Here is a 22,212-nt window from a genome sequence, read left to right as displayed (position 1 = left end):
CCGTCCCCAAACGCCGGGCCCGGCCTCAGGAGTGAATTCCCGAGGCCGGGCCGCCGCGCTCGCTCCGGCCGTCCCGTCAGCGACGGGCTCGCGCCACCTCTCCGGGGACGGGCTCGTCCCAGTCGATGCGGTAACCGGTCAGCCAGTCCGTGGCGCCGTCGGTGCCCGCCCGGTCGAGCTTGCGCGGCAGCATCGCGTCCCGCAGGGCCCGGCCGACGGGCCCGGGCGCGGTGCGGCGGACCAGGCCCGCGCTGGTCGCCACCGCCCGCTCCACCCGCTCGCGGCGCAGCCTCTCGTACGCGGCGAAGGCCGGCCGGGGGCTGCGCAGGTCGCGCAGGCACTTGGCGAGCACGACGCCGTCCTCGATGGCCAGGGACGCGCCCTGGGCGGCGTTCGGCGCACAGGCGTGCACCGCGTCGCCCACCAGGACCATCGTCTCGTCGGACCAGGTGGGCGTCGAGGCGATGTCATAGGCGTTGGTGGCGACGATGGACTCGCCGCTCGCCCGGATGATGTCGGCCGCGGGGGTGTTGTCCTCCGCGAACAGAGCGGCGAGCTGCTCGCGCCACTGCTCCGGGGTGGTCGCCGCGAGTTCGTCCTTGGACAGCTCGGTGCCGGGGGTGTTGGCGAACCACCAGACCTCGCCGTCGGGGGCCGTGGTGCAGCCGAAGAAGGCGCGCTTGCCGTAGATCATGGCGTAGGTGTCGGGGTCCGGGGGCGACGCGGCGTCCCGGGCGTAGCCGCACACCGTGTGCTGGCCGGTGAAGCGCGGCCGGGGCGCCGCGGCTTCGATGGTCCTGCGGATGAGGGAGTGGATTCCGTCGGCGCCGACGAGCAGGTCCCCCTGCGCCCGCCCGCCGTCCGCGAAGGACGCCACCACGCGCCCGTCGGGGCCGGTCTGGGCGGCCAGCAGGCGCTTGCCGTGCTGGACGCGGACACCTCGGCGCTCCGCCTCCTCGCGCAACACCCGCCCCAGGGTGGCGCGTTTGATCGTACGGGCGCCGAGGGCGCCCTCCTCGGAGCCGGCCATGGGCCGCCCGCCGAGCCGTTTGCCCGTGTTGCTGATGAAGTCTGAGCGGCCTGCCGGGAAGGAGTTGTCCAGCACCGGCCGGTGTGCGCCGATGGTGCGCAGCGCCTCCATCCCGTTGGCGGAGACGAGCAGGAACGCACCCGTGTCGGTGGCCTCGGTGGGGTACGCCTCGTACACGGCCGCGTTGATCCCGGCCTTGCGCAGGGCGATCGCGGTCACGGTTCCGGCGATTCCGCCACCGATGATCAGGGCATTGGTCATGGTGCTCCGTGGAGTGGAGTGGGGGGACAGAGGGTGGTGCGGGTGTCTCTCGGCACACCGCTATCAGGGTCGGCCGACGACCGTCCAGTCCCCGGCCGATGTCTTCGCCGGGTCCCGCGTGGAACGGCGGCATCCTAAGGTGTCATCAACGGTCAAATGTGGGGGGAGGGGGCAACTGTGCGATGGCGCAAGGTGCTTCGCGGGGGCCTGGTCGCCGTGTCGGCCGGCGCCCTGCTCGGCGGCTGTTCGTCAGGGGCCGACGGGGCGGGCCCCAAGGACCGCGGAACGCCTTCGGACTTGGGGGTGCCGCCGTCGGGGAGCGTCGCTCCGAAGGCGTCGGCAGCGCCCCTTCGAGAGCGGTCCGGACACCTGGGCGGTGCTGGACGAGACGTGTGTGTGGCAGCGCGAGAAGCTGCCACCGGGGGTGCTGGCCAGTCTGTCGCAGCGCAGCGTGCTGCCGGCCAAGAGCCCCGCCAAGGGGCCGGTGCGGGTGATGACGGTGGTGTCGGTGCACGCCGACACCGACAGCGCGGACCAGGAGATGGCGACCACGCTGGAGGAGGTGGTGCTCCCCCGGCTACCGCTGGGCGGTGCCCCCTGCCCGGAGCAGCGGCTGAACCAGGACGAGCGGATCATTTCGCTGTTGTCCTCGGGCGCCCCGTGGGGGCGGCGGGGACAGGAGACCGCGGACGACCAGATCTGGGGCACCTCGCGGATCGGGCCGGTGACCGTCAAGGGAGCCAAGGGAGGCGGTTCCGTTTCCTGGGCGACGACAAGACCGCGACGCGCCCCTGAGGCGGGCGCTGTTTGCACAGCCGCGCTACTTGAGCAGCCGGGACAGCCGCCGGTCGGCGAGCGGCTTCCCGCCGGTCTGGCAGGTGGGGCAGTACTGGAGGGAGGAGTCCGCGAAGGACACCTCGCGCACCATGTCGCCGCACACCGGGCACGGCTGGCCGGTGCGGCCGTGCACCCGCATGCCGCTGCGCTTCTCCGCCTTCAGATCGCGCGCCGCCGACCCCAGGGAGCGCTCGACGGCGTCGCGCAGCGTGGTGCCCATCGCCTCGTACAGCCGGGTGACCTCCTCCTCGGTCAGGTCCCCGGCCATCCGGTAGGGCGACATCCGGGCGGCGTGCAGGATCTCGTCGGAGTAGGCGTTGCCGATCCCGGCGATGACGCTCTGGTCGCGCAGCACGCCCTTGATCCGGTGGCGCACCCCGCGCAGCAGCCCCGCGAACACCTCCGGGGTCATGGACTCCGCCAGCGGGTCCGGCCCCAGCCGGGCGATGCCCTCCACCTCCTGGGGGTCGCGCACGCAGTAGACGGACAGCGCCTTGCGGGTGCCCACCTCGGTCAGGTCGAAGCCCGCGCCCTCCGGGCCGGCCAGGCGCAGCCGCAGCGCCAGCGGGCCCTTGCCGGGGCGGGGCGGCGCCTCCGGAAGGCCGTCCCGCCAGCGCAGCCAGCCCGCCCTGGCGAGATGGAAGACCAGATGCGGGCCGTCAGTGGCCAGGTCGAGGAACTTGCCGTGGCGGCGGACGGCTGTGACGGTGCGCCCTTCGAGATCGGTCAGCGGCGGGTCGTACGTCTTGAGGACGCTGACCGCGGCGGGGTGGACGCGGGCGATCTGCCGGCCGACGGCACGCTCGGCCAGGATCCGGGCCAGGGCCTCCACCTCGGGCAGTTCCGGCATGGGACCAGTGTGCCGCAGCGGCCGGCCGCCCGCCGCCGGGCGGGCCGGCCCCTCCGGTCACCCCTCCAGCCGTGCTGAGCTGCGGGTCCGACGGCCCGCCCCTACGCTGACCGCAGAGCCGGACCGGGCGCCGCGCACCGGCTCGGCACGCCCGTGCCGCCCCGCTTCCCGCCGTACCGCGGCTCTCCCGTTCCGCACGGAGGCTCCCCCCATGATCGACACCGCACAGCATGAGCGGCCCGCACTGCGTCACGCACGGTTTCCGTTCCATTACGAGCAGTACCAGGGCGGCAGCCCGGAGGCGGAGCGGCTGGTCTTCGACAAGCTGGCGCGCGAGCTGGCGGGCGTGCGGCGGGGGAACCAGCACGGTGGCCCCGCGCACCTTCTGCGCACCGTCCACGCCAAACCGGCGCTCGGTGTGGACAACGCCCGGATCCGCTTCCACGACGACCTCCCCGAGGCGCTGCGGGTCGGCTACGCACAGCCGGGCGCCGAGTATCCGGCCGCGGTGCGGCTGGCCGACGCGAGCGGCGCCGAGCGGCCGGACGCCGCGCCGGATCTGCGCGGGATGGCCGTGCGGGTGCAGGCCGGGCCCGGGGGGACGCACGATCTGCTGACCACCAGCTTCCCGGTCTCGTACGCCGCGGACGCGCGCGAGTACGTCGCCTTCGCCAAGGCCATGGGGGACGCGGGCAGCGCCGCCGAGCGGGTCTTCGGGCTGCTGGTGAAGCTGCCGCTGGCCGTCGGCTGGTCCACCGCCGCCCGGATGCGCCGCCATGTGCACACCGCCACCCGGCACATGGTCGGCTCGCTGGCCCGCGAGACCTTCTGGAGCTGTGGCGCGATCCTGTGGGGCGACGCGGGGCCGGTCCGCTACCGGCTGCGCCCCGCCCCCGGCTCCACGCCCGCCCCGCCGCCGGACCGCGGCGATCCCGGCTATCTCCACCGGGAGCTGACGCAGCGCCTGTCCACCGGCGACGTCTGCTTCGAGCTGTGTGTGCAGCGGTATCTGGACGAGCGCCGCACCCCGGTCGAGGACGGCTCGGTGGAGTGGCAGGAGAGCGACGCGCCCGTCGTCCCGGTGGCCGTGCTGACCGTGCCGCGCCAGGACCTGGAGGGGGCCGAGGCATGCTCGGCGGCGCACCGGGTGGAGCGGCTCGCCTTCAACCCCTGGCACACCACGGAGGAGTTCCGTCCGCTGGGCAACCTCAACCGCGCCCGCAGGGCCGCGTACGAGGCGAGCGGCGCCCAGCGGCCGGGGCCGCGCTTCCCCACCGCGACGCCGCGCCGCGACGCCGTGCTGTCGCTCCCGGTGCGCGCGGCCTTCGGCCTGGTCGACCGCTGCGTGCCCTGGCACCGGCTGCCCCTTCCGCCGGTGTACCGGGGCGGCGGGTCCTGAGCGGAAGTCCTGAGCGAGGCCCCGCGAAAATCCACCTTGACCGGTTTACCGACGCGGTAAGGTGTGGCGTTCGTCGCGAGCGGCAGCCGAGCAGCGGGAGTCGGTGCATGGACAGCGAGGTCACGGCGGGCCCACCGCGGCGCGTCACCATCAAGGACGTGGCCGCGCGGGCCGGGGTCTCCAAGGGCGCGGTGTCGCTGGCCTTCAACGACCGCCCCGGGGTCTCCCAGGCCACCCGGGCCCGGATCTTCGAGGCCGCCCGGGAGCTGGGCTGGGCACCCCATCTCTCCGCCCGGTCGCTGTCCAACGCGCGGGTGGACACCGTGGGCCTGGCCATCGCCCGGCCGGCCCGGATGCTGGGGCTCGAGCCGTGGTTCATGGAGTTCGTCTCGGGCATCGAGAGCGTGCTCGTCGAGCGGCACTGCTCGCTGCTGCTGCGGCTGGTGCGGGACGTCCGGGAGGAGATCGAGGTCCAGGAGGCGTGGTGGCGGGGGCGCCAGATCGGCGGGTCGATCCTGGTGGACCTCCACGACGAGGATCCGCGCGTCCCCGCGCTGCACCGGCTCGGGCTGCCCGCCGTCGCGGCCGGACACCCCTCCCTGGCCGGCGGGTTCACCTGCGTATGGACGGACGACGGCAGCGCCGTCGTCGAGGCGGTGCGCTATCTGGCGGCGCTGGGCCACCGGCGGATCGCCCGGGTGAGCGGCCCGGCCTCGCTCGGGCACAGCGTGATCCGCACCGCCGCCTTCGAGGCCGCGGTGCGGGAGTTGGGCCTGGCCGACGGGCGCACGGTCGCCACCGACTTCTCGGGGGAGGAGGGGGCGCGCGCCACGCGGGCGCTGCTGGCCTCGGCCGACCGGCCGACCGCGGTCATCTACGACAACGACATCATGGCGGTGGCCGGGCTGTCGGTGACCGCCGAGATGGGTCTCTCGGTGCCCGCGGACGTCTCGCTGCTGGCCTGGGACGACTCCCAGCTGTGCCAGCTCACCCGCCCCACGCTGTCGGCGATGAGCCACGACGTCTTCGGCTTCGGGGCCGAGGTCGCCCGCCGGCTGTTCGATGTGCTCGACGACGCGGCGCCCGGCACCCATCAGTCGCCCACCCCGGCCCTCACCCCGCGCGGCAGCACCGCCCCGCCACGGCGCCCCTGAACCGGTTAAGCGCGGACCGGCGACGGGCGCGCGCCGACCGGATGAACTACGCCCGCCCCGGGGCCCGCCGGGCCGCGCCCCTCGGGCCCAGGTGGTACGGATAGCCGGACGCCCAGGCACTGACGAGCCCAGGGAGCGGTTCCGCATGGAGTGGTTCACCTCATCCGACTACTGGCTGAGCCGGCTGGTCTTCCAACGGGGGCTGGCGGCCGTCTATGTGGTCGCCTTCCTGGTCGCGGCGAACCAGGGGCGGGCCCTGATCGGCGAGCGGGGGCTGACGCCGGTGCCGTGGTTCGTCGCGCGGATGCCGTTCGGGCGCTCCCCCAGCCTCTTCCAGCTCCACTTCTCGGACCGCTTCTTCACCGGCTGTACCTGGCTGGGAGCGGCGCTGGCCGCCGCGGTGGCGGCGGGGGCCGCGGACCGGGTGCCGCTGTGGGCCGCGATGCTGATGTGGCTGGTGCTGTGGCTGCTGTATCTGTCGATCGTCAATGTCGGGCAGGTGTGGTACGGCTTCGGCTGGGAGTCGCTGCTGCTGGAGACCGGCTTCCTGGCCGTCTTCCTCGGCAACGCCGACACCGCGCCGCCCGTCCTGGTGCTGTGGCTGCTGCGCTGGCTGGTGTTCCGGGTCGAGTTCGGCGCCGGGCTGATCAAGATCCGGGGCGACCGCTGCTGGCGGCAGCTGACCTGTCTGTACTTCCACCACGAGACACAGCCCATGCCTGGCCCGCTGAGCTGGTTCTTCCACCGGCTGCCGAAGCCCGTGCACCGGATCGAGGTGGCGGCCAACCACGTCGCCCAGCTCCTTGTGCCGCTCGCGCTGTTCACGCCGCAGCCGGTGGCGAGCGTGGCCGGGGGCGTGATCGTGGTCACCCAGCTGTGGCTGGTGGCGTCCGGCAACTTCTCCTGGCTCAACTGGCTGACCATCCTGCTGGCCCTCGCCGCGGTCGACGGGCGGCGCGCCGCCCGGGCGCTGGGGCTGCCCGAGCCGCCGCCGCTCGCCGCTACCCCGGTGTGGTTCGAGACCCTGGTGCTGGCCGCCACCGCCCTGGTGGTGGTGCTCAGCTACTGGCCCGCCCGCAACCTGGTGTCGGGCCGGCAGCTGATGAACTACTCCTTCAATCCGCTCCACCTGGTCAACACCTACGGGGCCTTCGGCAGCGTCAACCGCGCCCGGTTCGAGGTGGTGATCGAGGGCACCGACGCGCCGGTGCCCACGCCGGACGCGGTGTGGAAGGAGTACGAGTTCCGGGGCAAGCCGGGCGATGTGCGCCGGATGCCGCGCCAGTTCGCCCCGTACCATCTGCGGCTCGACTGGATGATGTGGTTCGCCGGGATCTCGCCCGGCTACGCCCGGTCCTGGTTCGGCCCGCTGGTCACCAAGTTGCTGGAGGGCGACCGGAGGACGCTCAGGCTGCTGCGGGTGTGCCCCTTCCCCGACGCGCCGCCCACGCACATCCGCGCGCGTCTGTTTCTCTACCGCTTCACGACCTGGAGCGAGTTGCGGACCACGGGGGCGTGGTGGCACCGCACACTGATCCGCGACTTCATGCCGCCGGTCACCCTCGACCGGCCGGGCGGCCGACCGGGTGGGGAGGGCCGCTGAGCCCGGGCCTTGGGCGTCAGAAGCCCATGAAGTGGCGCACCGCGGGCACCGCGCGACCGGCCACCATGCGCTCCAGCGCGTAGGCGCGGACCAGTTCCCGGAAGCGGTACTGCCGCCGGCCCGCCGCCCGCTCCCCCGCGACCTCCACCAGCGAGGCGTCGACCAGCCGCATCAGCACCACATCGGCCGTGGTGGTGTCCGTGCCCAGCGCCCGCGCTCCCTCCCCGGCGGTGAACAGCGGGCGCGGGATCACGGCCAGCCGCAGAAAGGCCGCCTGGGCGTCCCCGTCGAGCTTGCGGAAGCAGCTGTCCAGCCGGTCGTAGAGGTCGAGGCCCAGCGCCGAGAACTCGGAGAGCCGGTGCTGCCCCTTGGCGGATCGTATCTTCGCCAGCACGTGGGCGACGCTGACCGACCGCATCGCCGTCAGCCGCTCGCCGAGGAAGGTGATGGCCAGCGGCAGCCCGTCCACGACCCGCACCACCTCCGCGACGGCCTGGGGCTCGGCGTCCGTGCGCTCGCGCCCGATCAGCCGGGTGAGCAGCCGCTCGCCCTCCGCGGTGGACAGACAGCCCAGCGCCACGGTCCGCGCCCCGCGCAGCCCGTACAGCAGGGAGCGGCTGGTGATCAGCACGGCGCAGCCGGTGCCGCCCGGGAGCAGCGGTTCGACCTGCTGGGGCGAGTCGGCGTCGTCCAGCACCAGCAGCACCCGGCGGTCGGAGCTCCAGGTGCGGAACAGCGCGGTCCGCCCGGTCGGCGTGGCCGGGATGTCGCGTGGCGCCACGCCGATCGCCCGCAGGATGTGCTCCATCCCCTCCGCCGCGGTGGCCGGGACGGGCTGCGATCCGCCCAGCGGGACGTACAGCTGTCCGTCGGGGTAGCGGGAGCGGACCGCGTGGGCGAGGTGGATGGCGGTGGCCGTCTTGCCGACGCCCGCCATACCGACCAGGGACACCACGGGCAGGCCGGTGCCGTCGCCGTGGGCCGCCAGCAGGTGGCCCGCCTCGTCGAGTTCGGCCTGCCGCCCGGTGAAGTCGACGGTGTCCCGGGGAAGCTGGGCGGGCGGGGGATGGGCGCGGCGCGGCGGCGGCAGCGGGGCAGGCGGCGGATCGAGCGACGGGTCCCCCACGAGCATGGAGCGCTGGAGCCGCTGGATCTCGGGGCCCGGCTCCAGGCCCAGCTCGTCGATCAGCTGGCGGCGCAGGTCGTGGAAGACCTTGAGCGCCTCGCCGCGCCGCCCCGAACGGTAGAGCGCGAGCATCAGTTTGGCGTGGAGGCCTTCGTGGAGGGGCCCGGAGGCGGCGAGGACCTTGAGTTCTCCGGTGAGTTCATGGTGCCGGCCGAGCCGGAAATCGGCGTCGATGCGCATCTCCAGGGCGCGCAGCCGGCTCTCCTCCAGCTCGGTCGCGTGCGCTTCGAGCAGTGGGCCGCGGTCCACATTGGCCAGGGCGCTGCCCTGCCACAGCCCCAGGGCCCGGTTCAGCAGAACCCTGACCTGTCCCGGGTCCCCCGCGGCGCGCGCCTCCCTGCCCTCTTCGACCAGGACGCGAAACGAAGTGAGGTCGATCGCGCTTTCCGGAACACGGACGACATAGCCGCTCGGCCGGGTCTGGAGAAAAGGCTGTCCGCCGTCATCGGGGCGGGCCAGGCCGCGGCGGAGTTCATAGATATAGGTGTGTACGGCGCGCAGGGCTTTGTCCGGGGGGCTGCTTCCCCAGAGTTCGCCGATGAGGGCCTTGGTGGGCACGACCTCGTTGTGCCGCAGTATCAGCAGGGCCAGGGCCCGGCGGAGCTTGGGAGCGGTCGGCGTCAGGACACGGGCGTCGGCCAGGACTTCGAAGTTGCCCAGAACCTGAAACCTCATTCGCGAACCCCCGGTTCATGGTGGTCTCACAAGGCCCTGACCGTGCCCCCGTATTCAGGTCGCAGCCGAGCATACCTGCGGCCTGCGCGATCAGTAGATCGTCACCTTTATTCGTCTCAATCGTGCCCGTGCCTGGTGATACGCGATCGCGGACCAGTTCGACGCGCATATCTCCGAATCGATTTCCCCGGTTTTCGAGTTCGAGTCGCTCGATGAGATGTGCGAGACCGCCCCGGTCCGGGTGAGCTCCACGGAAAGCGGGTGACCGCGCCGGGCGCGGCGCGTTGGCCTGACATGACGACGACGATGCGACGCCGTTCTCTCTCACAGCCGAGCAGAGCGCTGGACCGGAGCACCGCGGGCGGCGAAACGCTCCACCAGAGCACCTGTGTGCCCATCTACGCCGCACTGGTCGAGCGCTGGGCCTCCGCGGGACGGGCGGTGCCGGGGCGCTACGACCGGGAGTGGGCCGAGCTGGTGAACTGCCCGGCCTGGCCCGAGCGGGTCCGCTCCGCCTCCCGCCCCGCCACCTCCCCGGTGTCCCTCAAGCACCCCTGACGCGCGGGCCGCGTCACCGGTGGCGGACGCGGCCCTCCGCCACCAACCGGCGCAGCACCTGACGCAGCGCGGGGGCGCAGCGATCCGCCTCCTGCGCCGTCAGCCAGGCCAGCTCCGCGATCTCACGGCCCGGTGTCGGCTCGCCCTGCGCCTCGCCCGTGTAGCAGGTCATCCGCAGCCGTCGGCCGCCCTGGCCGTGCGCCTCGTCCTCGATGACGTAGACCTCCGACATGGCTGACATGGCCGGCATGGCCGGCCCGGCCGTGGTCGCGGGCACGGCGATCAGGCCGAGTTCCTCGGCGAGTTCCCGGGCCAGCGCCCGCGGCCCGTCCTCCCCCGGTTCGAGCTTGCCGCCGGGCAGGTAGAACGCGTCGCGGCCGCGGGTGCGCACCGCAAGCAGCCGCCCGTCGCGTACACAGACCCAGGCCACCGACTCCAGCGGCGCCGTCCCACTCCCCCCGTTGGTCACTCGGCCTCGTCCTCCCCGCCCTCCAGGCCGCCCTCGGTCTCCAGATACAGCTCCCGAACCGCCGCCAGGATCTCGGGGTCGGGCTGCTCCCACAGGCCGCGGCTCTCCGCCTCCAGCAGGCGCTCGGCCATCCCGTGCAGCGCCCACGGGTTGGCCTCCTGGAGGAAGGAGCGGTTCTCGGGGTCCAGGAGGTAGCTCTGGGCGAGCTTGTCGTACATCCAGTCGGCGACCACGCCGGTGGTGGCGTCGTAGCCGAAGAGGTAGTCGACGGTCGCGGCGAGTTCGAAGGCGCCCTTGTAGCCGTGGCGGCGCATCGCCTCGATCCAGCGCGGGTTGACCACGCGGGCGCGGAAGACCCGGGAGGTCTCCTCGTGCAGGGTGCGGGTGCGGACCGTCTCGGGGCGGGTGGAGTCGCCGATGTACGCGGCCGGGGCGGTGCCCTTGAGCGCGCGCACCGTGGCGACCATGCCGCCGTGGTACTGGAAGTAGTCGTCCGAGTCGGCGATGTCGTGTTCGCGGGTGTCGGTGTTCTTGGCCGCGACCGCGATCCGTCGGTAGGCGCTCTCCATCTCCGCGCGGGCCGGGCGGCCCTCCAGCCCGCGGCCGTAGGCGTAGCCGCCCCAGACCGTGTACACCTCGGCGAGGTCGGCGTCGGTGCGCCAGTCGCGGCTGTCGATGAGCTGGAGCAGGCCCGCGCCGTAGGTGCCGGGGCGGGAGCCGAAGATACGGGTGGTGGCGCGGCGTTCGTCGCCGTGTTCGGCGAGGTCGGCCTTGGCGTGGGCACGGATGTAGTTGTCGCCCTCGGGCTCGTCGAGGGAGGCGGCGAGGCGTACGGCGTCGTCGAGCAGCGCCACGACGTGCGGGAAGGCGTCACGGAAGAAGCCGCTGATGCGCAGCGTGACATCGACCCTGGGGCGGCCCAACTGGTCGAGGGGGACGGGTTCGAGTCCGGTGACACGTCGTGAGGCGTCGTCCCACACCGGGCGGACGCCCAGCAGCGCGAGCGCCTCGGCCACGTCGTCGCCCGAGGTGCGCATCGCGCTGGTGCCCCACAGCGACAGGCCGACGGAGCGCGGCCACGCGCCGTCGTTGTCGCGGCGGTAGCGCTCCAGCAGCGAGTCGGCGAGCGCCTGGCCGGTCTCCCAGGCCAGCCGGCTGGGCACGGCCTTGGGGTCGACGGAGTAGAAGTTACGGCCGGTCGGCAGGACGTTGACCAGGCCGCGCAGCGGTGAGCCGGAGGGGCCCGCGGGCACGAAGCCGCCGTTCAGCGCGTGCACCGCGTGGTCGATCTCGTCGGTGGTGGCGGCCAGCCGCGGCACGACCTCCCGGGCGGCGAAGTCGAGGATCGCGGCGACCGCGTCCCGCTGCGCGTCGGGCAGGCCCAGGCACGCCTTCTCGGTGGCCTCCGGGGCCCAGTCGGCGTCCTCCATGGCCTGGACGAGGGCGCGGGCCCTGTCCTCCGCCTCGTCGGTGTCGGTGCGGCCGGCGGCCGACTCGTCGAGGCCCAGTGCCTCGCGCAGCCCGGGCAGCGCCGTGGTGCCGCCCCAGATCTGCCGGGCGCGCAGAATGGCCAGGACGAGGTTGACGCGCTCGGGGCCGGAGGGGGCGGCGCCCAGGACATGCAGTCCGTCGCGGATCTGGGCGTCCTTGACCTCGCACAGCCAGCCGTCCACGTGCAGCAGGAAGTCGTCGAAGCCGTCGTCCTCCGGCCGCTGCTCCAGGCCGAGGTCGTGGTCGAGCCGGGCGGCCTGGATGAGGGTCCAGATCTGGGCCCGGATGGCGGGGAGTTTGGCCGGGTCCATCGCGGAGATGGCGGCGTACTCGTCCAGCAGCTGCTCCAGGCGCGCGATGTCTCCGTAGGAGTCGGCGCGGGCCATGGGCGGCACGAGGTGGTCGACGAGGGTGGCGTGGGCGCGGCGCTTGGCCTGGGTGCCCTCGCCGGGGTCGTTGACCAGGAACGGGTAGATCAGCGGCAGATCGCCCAGCGCGGCGTCGGGGCCGCAGGCGGCGGACAGGCCCGCGTTCTTGCCGGGCAGCCACTCCAGGTTGCCGTGCTTGCCCAGGTGCACCATGGCGTCGGCGCCGAAGCCGCCGTCGGCCCGGGGGGTGGCGATCCAGCGGTAGGCGGCCAGGTAGTGGTGGGAGGGCGGCAGATCGGGGTCGTGGTAGATGGCGATCGGGTTCTCGCCGAAGCCGCGCGGCGGCTGGATGACGACGAGGAGGTTGCCGCGGCGCAGCGCGGCCAGCACGATCTCGCCCTCCGGGTCGCGGCTGGTGTCGACGAACATCTCGCCCGGCGGCGGCCCCCAGTGCTCCTCCACCGCCTCGCGCAGCTCCTGCGGCAGCCGGGCGTACCAGCGGCGGTAGTCGGCGGCGGGGATCCGGACCGGGTTGCGGGCCAACTGCTCCTCGGTGAGCCAGTCCTGGTCGTGGCCGCCCACCTCGATCAGGGCGCGGATCAGCTCGTCGCCGTCGCCCGAGGCGAGGCCGGGCAGCGCGTCGGGCCCGTCCTCGGGGCCGAGGTCGAAGCCCTCGGCGCGCAGTCGGCGCAGCAGGGCGACGGCGCTGGCGGGGGTGTCCAGGCCGACCGCGTTGCCGATGCGGGAGTGCTTGGTGGGGTAGGCGGAGAGGACGAGCGCGAGGCGCTTGTCACCCGCGGGTATGTGGCGCAGCCGGGCGTGTCGTACCGCGATCCCGGCGACACGCGCGGCGCGCTCGGGGTCGGCGACGTAGACGGGCAGGCCGTCCCGGTCGGTCTCCTTGAAGGAGAACGGCACGGTGATCAGCCGTCCGTCGAACTCCGGGACGGCGACCTGGGTGGCCGCGTCCAGGGGCGAGAGGCCCTCGTCGTTCTCCTCCCAGGCGGCGCGCGGGCCGGTCAGGCACAGCGCCTGGAGCACCGGGACGTCCAGCGCGGCCAGCGCCCCCGCGTCCCAGGCCTCGTCGTCGCCGCCGGCCGACGCCTCGGCGGGCCGGGTGCCGCCCGCGGCCAGCACGGTGGTGACCACCGCGTCGGCCCCGGCGAGGGCCTCCAGCAGCTCGGGCTCGGGCGCGCGCAGGGAGGCGACGTACAGCGGGAGCGGGCGGGCCCCGGCGTCCTCGACGGCCCGGCAGAGCTCCTCGACGAAGGCGGTGTTGCCGCTCATGTGGTGGGCGCGGTAGTAGAGCACCGCGACCCGCGGGCCGGTGACACCCTCGCGCGCGGTGCGCTCCAGCGCGCCCCAGGAGGGCGCGGGGGCGGGCGGCTCGAAGCCGTGGCCGGTGAGCAGGACGGTGTCGGACAGGAAGCGGGCCAGCTGACCTAGGTTCCCGGGCCCGCCGTGCGCGAGGTAGGCGTGGGCCTCGGCGGCGATCCCGACCGGGACCGTGGAGGCCTCCATGAGCTGGGCGTCCGGGGCCTGTTCTCCGGTCAGGACAACGACCGGGCGGTCCCCGGCGAGCAGCGTGTCGAGCCCCTCCTGCCAGGCGCGCACCCCGCCGAGCAGCCGTACGACGACGAGTTCGACGCCGTCGAGGAGCGCGGGGAGGTCGTCCAGCGGGAGCCGGGCGGGATTGGCGAGCCGGTAGGGCACCGGGGTCGGTGCCGAGCGGGCGCTGAGCAGGTCGGTGTCGGACGTCGACAGCAGCAGGATCATGCGACGGCAGGCCTTCCTCGGGGTCCGCGCCCCGGGCGGGTTCGAAGACGGCGGGAGTTCCTGGCTCGCCCGGCCGCCGCGTACCGGCTGCCGCGCTCACAGTGGCGGGACCGCGCCGGATTTCCACCGGCTTCCTACCCTTGTGCCGTCTTGTGCAGTGGCGGGCCGGGACCGACCCGCCGGTGAGCATAGTAGGGCTTCTCGACCTGCCACGGGGCGGTGAGGCGAAGCGGATCGTCGGTATGCTCGCCGCCATGTCCCTCCCCCCGACAACCGCCCCACCAGGGGATGAAACCCCCGTGCGCGGGCGCGACGACGCGTGTCCCGGCGCGCTGCGGCTGCACTCGGCGGACGACGGCGCGCTGGCCCGGGTGCGGGTGCCGGGCGGGCTGCTGACGGCACGTCAGGCCCTGGTGCTGGCAGGCGTGGCCGAGGAGTTGGGAGACGGCCGACTGGACCTCACCTCCCGGGGCAATCTCCAGCTGCGCGGACTCGACGCGGGGTGCGAGGCCGGCCTCGCGGCCCGGCTGCGGGCGGCCGGGCTGCTCCCGTCGGACCGCCACGACCGGGTGCGCAACATCGTGGCGTCCCCGCTGTCCGGGCTGGACGGGGCCGGGCACGCGGATGCCCCGGCGTGGGCGAGGGCGCTGGACGCGCTGCTGTGCGACGAGGTGCCCGCGGGGTCCGGATTCGCCGAACTGGCGGGGCTGTCGGGCCGGTTCCTGTTCGCTCTCGACGACGGGCGCGGCGATGTGTCGGCGCTGGGCGCGGATGTGACATTGATCGCAACTCCGGACGGCGAGGCGGTGCTGCGGCTCGGCTCCGCCGGGGGTCACGGACTCGCGCGCGCGGATTCCACCGCACCGAACGCCGCCGACTCCCCCGACGCGACGGACCGCCCTGACGCGACGGACCACTCCGGCGCGCCGGACCACTCCGGCGCGCCGGGCGTCGCGGCGCGCCGGGCCGGGCGGGCAGCGGGCGACGACACGCCGAGCAGGGCGCGGCCGCCGGGTCCCCCCGGGCTCGGTGACGGCCCCTCGGGCGCCGAACTCCTGGTGCGCGCCGAGGACGCGCCGCGCGCGGCCGCGCTGGCAGCCGTGGCGTTTCTCGACGCGGTGCGCGCGAGCGGCACACGGGCCTGGCGCGTCCGCGAGCTGCCGGCGCGACACGCCGTGACGGCCGACCGGTTGGCCGGGCGACTCGCCGCAGCGGGGATCCAGGCCAAACCCCTCGGCCCCCAGTCCCCGACCACCACAGCGGGCACACCCGCCGCCGACCCCACACCCGCCGTCGGGCTCGTCGTCGGGCCTGACGGGCGGTGCGCGGTGTCCGTCGCCGTCCCGCTGGGGCGGCTCTCCGCCACGCAGTGGCGGCTGCTGGCCGGGCTCGCCTCCCGGGGCGGCTCGGGCGAGCTGCGTGTGACACCCTGGCGCGGCGTGGTGCTGCCCGGCTTCTCCCCTGACGAGGCACGGGCCGCGCTGCGGGAACTCGCCGACGCCGGGCTGGTGGCCACGCCGCACTCCCCGTGGCTCGGGATCGCCGCGTGCACCGGGCGGCCCGGCTGCGCCAAGTCCCTGGCCGATGTGCGCGCCGACGCGGCGCGCGCGGTGGCGGGCGCGGTGGCGGGCGCCGCGTCCGGCGACGGCCGCCCGGACCCGCCGCCGGGCCGTCCGCCCGTGTACTTCTCCGGCTGCGAGCGGCGCTGCGGCCACCCCGGCGGCCGATGGGTCGACGTGCTGGCGACGGGCGACGGCTACCGGGTCGCCGCGCGAGACCCCGGAGGGTCCACGCCCGGCGTGGACGTGACAGCAGACCAATTGGCCGGCGCCGTGGCGTCGGCCCGTGGAGCGACATGATCGAGGGCACAGTGTTCGACTACGAGAAGGACGGCGCGGCCATATACCGCGCCTCCTTTGCCACCATCCGCGCCGAGGCGGACCTGGGCGGCCTTCCCTCCGACGTCAGCCAGGTCGCGGTACGGATGATCCACGCCTGCGGCATGGTCGACCTCGTCCAGGACCTCGCGTACACCCCCCAGGTGGTCGCCCGCGCCCGCGCCGCGCTGCGCACCGGGGCGCCCGTGCTCTGCGACGCGCACATGGTGGCCAGCGGCGTGACCCGCAAGCGGCTGCCCGCGGACAACGAGGTGCTGTGCACCCTGTCCGACCCCGCGGTGCCCGAACTGGCCCGGCGCATGGGCACCACGCGCAGCGCCGCCGCGCTGGAGCTGTGGCGCGACCGGCTGGAGGGCGCGGTCGTGGCCATCGGCAACGCGCCCACCGCGCTGTTCCGGCTGCTCGAGATCATCGAAGAGGGTGGGGCCGGCGCGCCCCGCCCGGCCGCCGTCATCGGCGTGCCGGTCGGCTTCATCGGCGCGGCCGAGTCCAAGGATGCGCTGGCCGGGCACCCGGCCGCGCTGGACCACCTGGTGGTGCGCGGCCGACGCGGCGGCAGCGCCATCGCCGCGGCCGCGGTCAACGCGATTGCGAGCGAGGAAGAGTGAGCGAGCACCAGACCGGCCGGCTGTACGGCGTGGGTCTCGGCCCCGGCGACCCCTCGCTGATGACGGTGCGGGCCGTGGAGGTCATCGCCGAGGCCGATGTCGTCGCGTACCACAGCGCCCGGCACGGCCGCAGCATCGCGCGCTCCATCGCCGAGCGCCATCTGCGCCCCGACCACATCGAGGAGCGCCTGGTCTACCCGGTCACCACCGAGACCACCGACCACCCCGGCGGCTACCGCGGCGCGATGGAGGAGTTCTACGCGGACGCCGCGGCCCGGCTGGCCGCCCACCTGGACGCGGGGCGAACGGTCGCGGTGCTCGCCGAGGGCGATCCGCTCTTCTACGGCTCGTATATGCACATGCACAAGCGCCTGGCCGACCGCTACCCCACCGAAGTCGTCCCCGGCGTCACCTCCGTGAGCGCGGCCGCCGCCCGGCTCGGGGCGCCGCTGGTGGAGGGCGAGGAGGTGCTGACGATCCTGCCCGGCACCCTCCCGGAGGAGGAGCTGACCGCGCGTCTGGCCACCACCGACGCGGCCGCGGTGATGAAGCTCGGCCGGACCTTCCCGGCGGTGCGGCGGGCGCTGGAGCGCTCGGGGCGGCTGGCGGAGGCCCGGTACGTGGAGCGGGCCACGATGGACGCGGAGCGCACCGCGCCGCTGGCCGAGGTGGACCCCGAGTCGGTGCCCTACTTCTCGGTGGCACTGCTGCCGAGCCGGATCGGGGCCCAGGCCCCGGCTCGCCCGGGCGAGGTCGTGGTGGTGGGTCTCGGCCCGGCGGGCCCGCTGTGGCTGACCCCCGAGGCGCGCGGCGAACTGGCCGCCGCCGAGGACCTGGTCGGCTACACCACCTATCTGGACCGGGTGCCGCGGCGCCCGGGGCAGCGGCGGCACGCCTCGGACAACAAGGTGGAGGCCGAGCGGGCCGAGTTCGCGCTCGACCTGGCCCGGCGCGGGCGGCGGGTCGCCGTGGTCTCCTCGGGAGACCCGGGCGTCTTCGCCATGGCCACCGCCGTGCTGGAGGCGGCGGCCGGGGACCCGTACCGCGAGGTGCCGGTCCGGGTGGTGCCCGGCATGACCGCGGCCCACGCGGCCGCCGCCCGCGCGGGCGCCCCGCTCGGCCACGACTATGCGGTGGTCTCACTGTCCGACCGGCTCAAGCCCTGGGAGGTGATCGCCGAGCGGCTGCGCGCCGCCGCGGCCGCCGACCTGGTGCTCGCCCTGTACAACCCCGGCTCGCGCAGCCGGATCTGGCAGGTCGGCAAGGCACGCGAGCTGCTGCTCGAACACCGCGCGCCCGACACGCCCGTCGTGGTCGCCCGGGACGTGGGCGGCCCGGAGGAGCGGGTACGGATCGTGGGACTCGCCGACCTCGACCCCGCCCAGGTCGACATGCGCACCATCCTGCTGGTCGGCTCCTCCCAGACCCGCACGGCCCGGCGCGGCGACGGCACCGAGATCGTCTGGACGCCACGCCGGTACCCGGAGCGCTGACCCGCCGGGCGACTCGCCGGTCGGGCGACCCTCCGGCCGGGCGGGCGGTCAGCTCAGGGTGGCGCGCAGCCACGCCAGCGCGGCCGCCGGGTCGGGCGCGACGGACACGCCGTCCGGGGCCGCGGGGCGCCGTACGACGACGACCGGCAGCCCGGCCTCGCGCGCCGCGGTGAGCTTGGCCGCGGTGGCACCGGCGCCGCTGTCCTTGGTGACCAGGGTGTCGATGCGGTGGCGGCGCAGCAGCTCCGCCTCCCTCTCCAGGGTGAACGGGCCGCGGTCCAGGAGCACTTCCATGCGCGGCGGAACCGGTGGCTCGGGCGCGTCGACGGAGCGCACCAGGAACCACTGCTCGGTGAGCTGGGCGAACGCGGCCAGGCCCATCCGCCCGGTGGTGAGGAAGATCCGCCGCCCCAGGGCGGGCAGCAGCCGGGCCGCCTCGTCCAGCGACCCGGCCCAGTGCCAGCGGTCCCCCGGGCCCGGCACCCAGCCGGGGCGGCGCAGGGCGAGCAGGGGAACATGGACGTCGGCGGCCGCACGGGCCGCGTTGAGACTGATCGTGCCGGCGAAAGGATGGGTGGCGTCGATGAGCGCGTCCACGTGCTGCTCGCGCAGCCAGCGAGCCATGCCCTCGGGCCCCCCGAACCCGCCGATCCGCACCTGCCCGGCGGGCAGCCGTGGCTGGGCGACACGCCCGGCCAGCGAGCTGGTGACGCGCAGCGCGGGGTCGTCGGCGAGCTCCTCGGCCAGTCGGCGCGCTTCGGTGGTGCCACCGAGGATGAGCACATGGCGCACTGGCGCGCTGTTCATCGGGGGCCTTTCGTCGTCCGTACGCCCGTCATCGTATGCGGGGCGGTCGGCCCGTGGCTGAGGCGGAGGCGGAGGCGGAGGTCAAGGCGGCGGGCGGCGGGCGCGGGGCGCAGCTGGAGCGTTCTGGGCTGCGGCACGGCTGGACCACCGGGGCATGTGCCACCGCCGCGACCACGGCCGCGTACACCGCGCTGCTGTGCGGGGAGTTCCCGGACCCGGTGACGGTCGAGCTGCCCAAGGGGCAGCGGCCCGCGTTCGCCCTCGCGGGCGAGGAGCTGACGGCGGACCGGGCGATGGCCGCGGTGGTCAAGGACGCGGGCGACGACCCGGACGTCACGCACGGCGCGGTCGTGCGCGCCACGGTGCGGCTGCTGCCGCCCGGCGGCGGCGTGGTCTTCCGGGCCGGGCCCGGGGTCGGCACGGTGACCCGCCCCGGCCTGCCGCTCGCGGTCGGCGAGCCCGCGATCAACCCCGTGCCCCGCCAGATGATGCGCGACCACATCGCCGCGGTCGCGGCCCGGCACGGCGGGGCCGGTGATGTGGAGGTCGAGATCTCGGTGGACCACGGGGAGGAGATCGCCCGCAGCACCTGGAATCCGCGCCTGGGCATCCTCGGCGGCCTGTCGATCCTCGGCACGACGGGCATCGTGGTGCCGTACTCCTGCTCCGCGTGGATCGACAGCATCCGGCGCGGGGTGGACGTGGCGCGCGCGGCGGGGCGTACGCATGTGGCGGGGTGTACGGGCTCGACCTCCGAGAAGGTGGCGGTCGCCGTGCACGGGCTGCCGGAGGACGCGCTGCTGGACATGGGCGACTTCGCGGGGGCGGTGCTGAAGTATCTGCGCCGTCATCCGGTGGACCGGCTGACCGTCGCCGGGGGCTTCGCCAAGCTCTCCAAGCTGGCCGCAGGACATCTGGATCTGCACTCCTCGCGCTCACAGGTGGACAAGGGCTTCCTCGCGGAGCTGGCCCGCCGTGGCGGGGCGGACGAGGAGCTGGCGGCGGCGGTGGCGGCGGCCAACACCGGCCTGGAGGCGGTGCAGTTGTGCATGGCGCGCGGGGTGCCGCTCGGCGATCTGGTCGCGGCGGCCGCCCAGGACACGGCGCTCGGTGTGCTGCGCGGGGCGCCGGTGTCCGTGGACGTCCTCTGCATCGACCGCGCGGGCACGATCGTCGGCCGCGCGGTGCCCCGGGGCCCCCGGGAGCGGTGACCCGACACGCGCTCTCGGGCTGGGGGTGTCCGACGGTTCTCGACGCCTGCGGCGGGCCCCTTCCCCGCCCCGCCCCTTCCCGAACCGGGGCGCTGCCCCAGACCCCGGGGTCCAGGGGCGGAGCCCCTGCCACGCGGCGGAGCCGCACATCGACACTGCGTTTGCGGCACCGCCGCACGCTGGGCACCGCCGCACGGGGGGCGCCGCCGCATGTGGGGCACCGCACCGCAGGGGCACCGCCGCATGTGGGACGCCGCACCGCAGCGGCACCGCACCGCAGGGGGACACCGCGCCGCACGTGGGGCACTGCACCGCAGCGGCACTGCACCACAGGGGGGCACCGCCGCACAGGGGGCACCGCCGCACGCGGAGCACCGCACCGCAGGGGCACCGCCACACGCGGGGGCGCCGCACCGCAGGGGCACCGCGCCGCACGTGCGGCACCGCCGCACGCTGGGCACTTGCCCCGCAGGGGGGCACCACCGCACCGCAGCGCAGCGCAGCGGCACCGCACCGCACCGCACCGCAGGGGCATCGCACCGTAGCCGCCGCGGCGCCGCCTAAGGCCGCTCGCGGCGGGCCGAGTAGAGGTGGCTGTCGCGGAACTGCTCCGCGCCCAGCGTGCGGCCCACCATGATGACCGCGGTGCGCACCACGCCCGCCTCCTTCACCCGGTCCGCGATGTCGCCCAGCGTGCCGCGCAGCACCAGTTCGTCGGGGCGGCTGGCCCGGGCGACCACCGCCGCCGGGCAGTCGGGGCCGTAGTGCGGCAGGAGTTCGGCCACCACCCGGTCCACGTAGCGGGCGGCCAGGTGCAGCACGATCAGCGCCCGGCTGCGGCCGAGGGTGGCGAGGTCCTCGCCGTCCGGCATCGGGGTGGCCTGCTGGGCGACGCGGGTGAGGACGACGGTCTGGCCGACGGTCGGCACGGTCAGCTCGCGCCCGAGCGCGGCCGCGGCGGCGGCGAACGCGGGGACGCCCGGGATCACCTCGTACGGCACCCCGTGCGCGTCCAGCCGCCGCATCTGCTCGGCGACGGCGCTGAACACCGACGGGTCGCCCGAGTGCAGCCGGGCCACGTCCTCGCCCGCCCGGTGGGCCGCGACCAGTTCGTCGGTGATCTGGTCGAGGTTGAGCCGGGCGGTGTCGACGAGGCGGGCGTCCGGCGGGCACTCGGCGAGGAGTTCGCGGGGGACCAGGCTGCCCGCGTACAGGCACACCCGGCAGCGGGCCAGGGTGCGGGCGCCGCGCACGGTGATCAGGTCGGCGGCGCCGGGGCCCGCGCCGATGAAGTACACGGTCATGGGGAAGTCTCTCCTTCGGCGGGTTTGGCCGCGGCCCACTGGGTGACGGGCATCGCCTGCCGCCAGCCGGTGAAGCCGCCGACGGGGGCGGCGTGTGCGACGGCGATCCGGACCAGCTCCCCGCCGTGCCGCCGGTACCACTGGGCGAGCAGGGCCTCCGACTCCAGCGTCACGGTGTTGGCGACGAGCCGCCCGCCGGCCGGCAGCGCCGCCCAGCAGGCCTCCAGCAGGCCGGGCGCGGTCAGGCCGCCCCCGATGAACACCGCGTCGGGGGTGGGCAGACCGGCCAGGGCGCCGGGCGCGGCGCCGGTGACGACGCGCAGCCCCGGCACGCCGAGGGCGGCGGCGTTGCGGCCGATGCGCATCGCCCGTACGGGGTCGCGCTCGATGGACACCGCGGCGCAGGCGCGGTGGGTGCGCAGCCACTCCACGGCGATCGAGCCGGAGCCGCCGCCGACGTCCCACAGCAGTTCGCCGGGGGCGGGGGCCAGGGCGGCGAGCGTGGCGGCGCGCACGTGACGCTTGGTCAGCTGGCCGTCGTGCTCGTACGCCTGGTCCGGCAGTCCGGGGACGGCGGACAGGCGCAACGCATCTGCGGCCGGCGCGCAGTCGAGGGCGATGACGTTGAGGGCGTCGCCGGGGGTGTGGTGCCAGTGGTCGGCGGTGCCGTCGAGGTGGCGCTCGCGCTCGCCGCCCAGTTGCTCCAGGACCCGCATCCGGCTCGGGCCGAAGCCGCGGTCGCGCAGCAGCGCGGCGACCTCGGCGGGGGTGGCGGCGCCCGCGCCGAGGACGAGCAGCCGCCGCCGGGGGTAGAGGGCACGGGCCAGGGAGGCGAGGGGCCGTCCGACGAGGCTGATCACCTCGGTGTCCTCGACCGGCCAGCCGAGCCGCGCGCAGGCGAGCGAGATGGACGACGGGTGGGGCAGCACCCGCAGCCGGTCGGCGCCCAACTCCTCGGCCAGGGTGCGGCCGATCCCGAAGAACATGGGGTCGCCGCTGGCCAGCACGGACACCCGCCGCCCAGCGTGGGCCGCGAACAGCCCGGGTACGGCGGGGCGCAGCGGCGAGGGCCAGGGCACCCGTTCGGCGGGGCACTCCGGTGGCAGCAGATCGAGTTGGCGGTGTCCGCCGAGTACCACCTCGGCCGCGCGCAGCGCCTCCCGCCCCGCGGGGCCGAGCCCGTCCCAGCCGTCGGCGCCGATGCCGATCACGGTCACGGGGGAAGGGGGCGGGC

At 75.0% G+C, this 22,212-nt stretch carries 16 protein-coding genes and 1 riboswitch; of the genes, 8 read left to right on the top strand and 8 right to left on the bottom strand.

The window, feature by feature from the left end:
- Positions 1-76: 76 nt before the first annotated feature.
- Together ACZ4WQ_RS32635 and ACZ4WQ_RS32630 are read right to left on the bottom strand one after the other, a co-directional pair.
- Positions 77-1,291 (bottom strand): FAD-dependent monooxygenase, encoded by a 1,215-nt coding sequence (locus ACZ4WQ_RS32635; RefSeq protein WP_311729046.1) that lies wholly within the window; start codon positions 1,289-1,291, stop codon positions 77-79.
- Between the two features lie 820 nt (positions 1,292-2,111).
- Positions 2,112-2,978, bottom strand: a complete 867-nt coding sequence (locus ACZ4WQ_RS32630) for an Fpg/Nei family DNA glycosylase (protein WP_398373576.1) — start codon at positions 2,976-2,978, stop codon at positions 2,112-2,114.
- Between the two features lie 211 nt (positions 2,979-3,189).
- Here ACZ4WQ_RS32630 and ACZ4WQ_RS32625 point away from each other — a divergent pair, with 211 nt between their 5' ends.
- The 3 genes from ACZ4WQ_RS32625 (at position 3,190) to ACZ4WQ_RS32615 (ending at position 7,134) form a co-directional block, all read left to right on the top strand.
- The gene (locus ACZ4WQ_RS32625) at positions 3,190-4,377 is read left to right on the top strand and encodes a hypothetical protein (RefSeq protein ID WP_398373575.1); all 1,188 of its coding nucleotides are present in this window, start codon (positions 3,190-3,192) and stop codon (positions 4,375-4,377) included.
- Positions 4,378-4,484: 107 nt separating this feature from the next.
- The gene (locus ACZ4WQ_RS32620) at positions 4,485-5,531 is read left to right on the top strand and encodes a LacI family DNA-binding transcriptional regulator (RefSeq protein WP_398373574.1); all 1,047 of its coding nucleotides are present in this window, start codon (positions 4,485-4,487) and stop codon (positions 5,529-5,531) included.
- A 145-nt stretch (positions 5,532-5,676) separates the two neighbouring features.
- Positions 5,677-7,134, top strand: coding sequence for a lipase maturation factor family protein (locus tag ACZ4WQ_RS32615; protein WP_398373573.1), 1,458 nt, complete (start codon positions 5,677-5,679; stop codon positions 7,132-7,134).
- Positions 7,135-7,150: 16 nt separating this feature from the next.
- On the opposite strand, the gene ACZ4WQ_RS32610 is transcribed toward ACZ4WQ_RS32615, so the two are convergent.
- Positions 7,151-8,995 (bottom strand): AfsR/SARP family transcriptional regulator, encoded by a 1,845-nt coding sequence (locus ACZ4WQ_RS32610; RefSeq protein ID WP_468022632.1) that lies wholly within the window; start codon positions 8,993-8,995, stop codon positions 7,151-7,153.
- 306 nt (positions 8,996-9,301) lie between these two features.
- Here ACZ4WQ_RS32610 and ACZ4WQ_RS32605 point away from each other — a divergent pair, with 306 nt between their 5' ends.
- Positions 9,302-9,553, top strand: a complete 252-nt coding sequence (locus ACZ4WQ_RS32605; RefSeq protein WP_311729040.1) for a hypothetical protein — start codon at positions 9,302-9,304, stop codon at positions 9,551-9,553.
- A 13-nt stretch (positions 9,554-9,566) separates the two neighbouring features.
- Here the strand turns inward: ACZ4WQ_RS32605 and ACZ4WQ_RS32600 are convergent, their stop codons facing one another.
- The gene (locus tag ACZ4WQ_RS32600; RefSeq protein WP_311729039.1) at positions 9,567-10,022 is read right to left on the bottom strand and encodes an NUDIX hydrolase; all 456 of its coding nucleotides are present in this window, start codon (positions 10,020-10,022) and stop codon (positions 9,567-9,569) included.
- Positions 10,019-13,657 carry a cobaltochelatase subunit CobN gene (gene cobN / locus ACZ4WQ_RS32595; protein WP_468022631.1) on the bottom strand — a complete coding sequence of 1,213 codons (3,639 nt, stop codon included), beginning with the start codon at positions 13,655-13,657 and terminating at the stop codon, positions 10,019-10,021. Before cobN ends, ACZ4WQ_RS32600 begins: the two co-directional genes overlap by 4 nt.
- 55 nt (positions 13,658-13,712) lie before the next feature.
- Positions 13,713-13,793, bottom strand: a riboswitch (cobalamin riboswitch).
- A gap of 106 nt (positions 13,794-13,899) precedes the next feature.
- Between cobN and ACZ4WQ_RS32590 the strand changes: the two genes are divergently transcribed.
- Genes ACZ4WQ_RS32590 through ACZ4WQ_RS32580 form a run of 3 tightly spaced genes read left to right on the top strand, consistent with a single transcriptional unit; the run spans position 13,900 to position 17,656 of the window.
- Entirely contained in the window at positions 13,900-15,516 is a 1,617-nt protein-coding gene (locus ACZ4WQ_RS32590) for a nitrite reductase (protein ID WP_468022677.1), read from the top strand.
- Positions 15,513-16,163 carry a precorrin-8X methylmutase gene (locus ACZ4WQ_RS32585; protein WP_468022630.1) on the top strand — a complete coding sequence of 217 codons (651 nt, stop codon included), beginning with the start codon at positions 15,513-15,515 and terminating at the stop codon, positions 16,161-16,163. Before ACZ4WQ_RS32590 ends, ACZ4WQ_RS32585 begins: the two co-directional genes overlap by 4 nt.
- Positions 16,160-17,656 carry a precorrin-2 C(20)-methyltransferase gene (locus ACZ4WQ_RS32580; protein ID WP_311729035.1) on the top strand — a complete coding sequence of 499 codons (1,497 nt, stop codon included), beginning with the start codon at positions 16,160-16,162 and terminating at the stop codon, positions 17,654-17,656. Before ACZ4WQ_RS32585 ends, ACZ4WQ_RS32580 begins: the two co-directional genes overlap by 4 nt.
- Before the next feature lie 48 nt (positions 17,657-17,704).
- Here the strand turns inward: ACZ4WQ_RS32580 and ACZ4WQ_RS32575 are convergent, their stop codons facing one another.
- A complete protein-coding gene (locus ACZ4WQ_RS32575) occupies positions 17,705-18,463 on the bottom strand; it encodes a cobalt-precorrin-6A reductase (RefSeq protein ID WP_398373567.1) in 759 nt (252 codons plus the stop codon).
- Positions 18,464-18,516: 53 nt separating this feature from the next.
- Between ACZ4WQ_RS32575 and ACZ4WQ_RS32570 the strand changes: the two genes are divergently transcribed.
- Positions 18,517-19,674 carry a cobalt-precorrin-5B (C(1))-methyltransferase gene (locus tag ACZ4WQ_RS32570; protein ID WP_468022629.1) on the top strand — a complete coding sequence of 386 codons (1,158 nt, stop codon included), beginning with the start codon at positions 18,517-18,519 and terminating at the stop codon, positions 19,672-19,674.
- Between the two features lie 560 nt (positions 19,675-20,234).
- On the opposite strand, the gene cobM is transcribed toward ACZ4WQ_RS32570, so the two are convergent.
- Both cobM and cbiE read right to left on the bottom strand, forming a co-directional pair.
- The gene (gene cobM, locus ACZ4WQ_RS32565) at positions 20,235-20,978 is read right to left on the bottom strand and encodes a precorrin-4 C(11)-methyltransferase (RefSeq protein ID WP_311729032.1); all 744 of its coding nucleotides are present in this window, start codon (positions 20,976-20,978) and stop codon (positions 20,235-20,237) included.
- Complete coding sequence (gene cbiE, locus ACZ4WQ_RS32560; RefSeq protein ID WP_385347478.1) at positions 20,975-22,195, bottom strand: precorrin-6y C5,15-methyltransferase (decarboxylating) subunit CbiE; 1,221 nt, start codon at positions 22,193-22,195, stop codon at positions 20,975-20,977. The genes cobM and cbiE overlap by 4 nt, the downstream gene beginning before the upstream one ends.
- Between the last annotated feature and the right edge of the window lie 17 nt (positions 22,196-22,212).

This window comes from Streptomyces sp. NPDC028305, assembly GCF_055569495.1.
This window is presented reverse-complemented; position numbering and strand designations above follow the sequence as displayed.

Bases quoted from the DNA above. Each gene is read 5' to 3' on its own strand.
- ACZ4WQ_RS32575 (WP_398373567.1), bottom strand. From the start codon at position 18,463: ATGAACAGCGCGCCAGTGCGCCATGTGCTCATCCTCGGTGGCACCACC.
- ACZ4WQ_RS32635 (WP_311729046.1), bottom strand. From the start codon at position 1,291: ATGACCAATGCCCTGATCATCGGTGGCGGAATCGCCGGAACCGTGACC.
- ACZ4WQ_RS32630 (WP_398373576.1), bottom strand. From the start codon at position 2,978: ATGCCGGAACTGCCCGAGGTGGAGGCCCTGGCCCGGATCCTGGCCGAG.
- ACZ4WQ_RS32585 (WP_468022630.1), top strand. From the start codon at position 15,513: ATGATCGAGGGCACAGTGTTCGACTACGAGAAGGACGGCGCGGCCATA.
- ACZ4WQ_RS32605 (WP_311729040.1), top strand. From the start codon at position 9,302: ATGCGACGCCGTTCTCTCTCACAGCCGAGCAGAGCGCTGGACCGGAGC.
- ACZ4WQ_RS32610 (WP_468022632.1), bottom strand. From the start codon at position 8,995: ATGAGGTTTCAGGTTCTGGGCAACTTCGAAGTCCTGGCCGACGCCCGT.
- ACZ4WQ_RS32615 (WP_398373573.1), top strand. From the start codon at position 5,677: ATGGAGTGGTTCACCTCATCCGACTACTGGCTGAGCCGGCTGGTCTTC.
- cobM (WP_311729032.1), bottom strand. From the start codon at position 20,978: ATGACCGTGTACTTCATCGGCGCGGGCCCCGGCGCCGCCGACCTGATC.
- ACZ4WQ_RS32590 (WP_468022677.1), top strand. From the start codon at position 13,900: ATGCTCGCCGCCATGTCCCTCCCCCCGACAACCGCCCCACCAGGGGAT.
- cobN (WP_468022631.1), bottom strand. From the start codon at position 13,657: ATGATCCTGCTGCTGTCGACGTCCGACACCGACCTGCTCAGCGCCCGC.
- ACZ4WQ_RS32625 (WP_398373575.1), top strand. From the start codon at position 3,190: ATGATCGACACCGCACAGCATGAGCGGCCCGCACTGCGTCACGCACGG.
- ACZ4WQ_RS32620 (WP_398373574.1), top strand. From the start codon at position 4,485: ATGGACAGCGAGGTCACGGCGGGCCCACCGCGGCGCGTCACCATCAAG.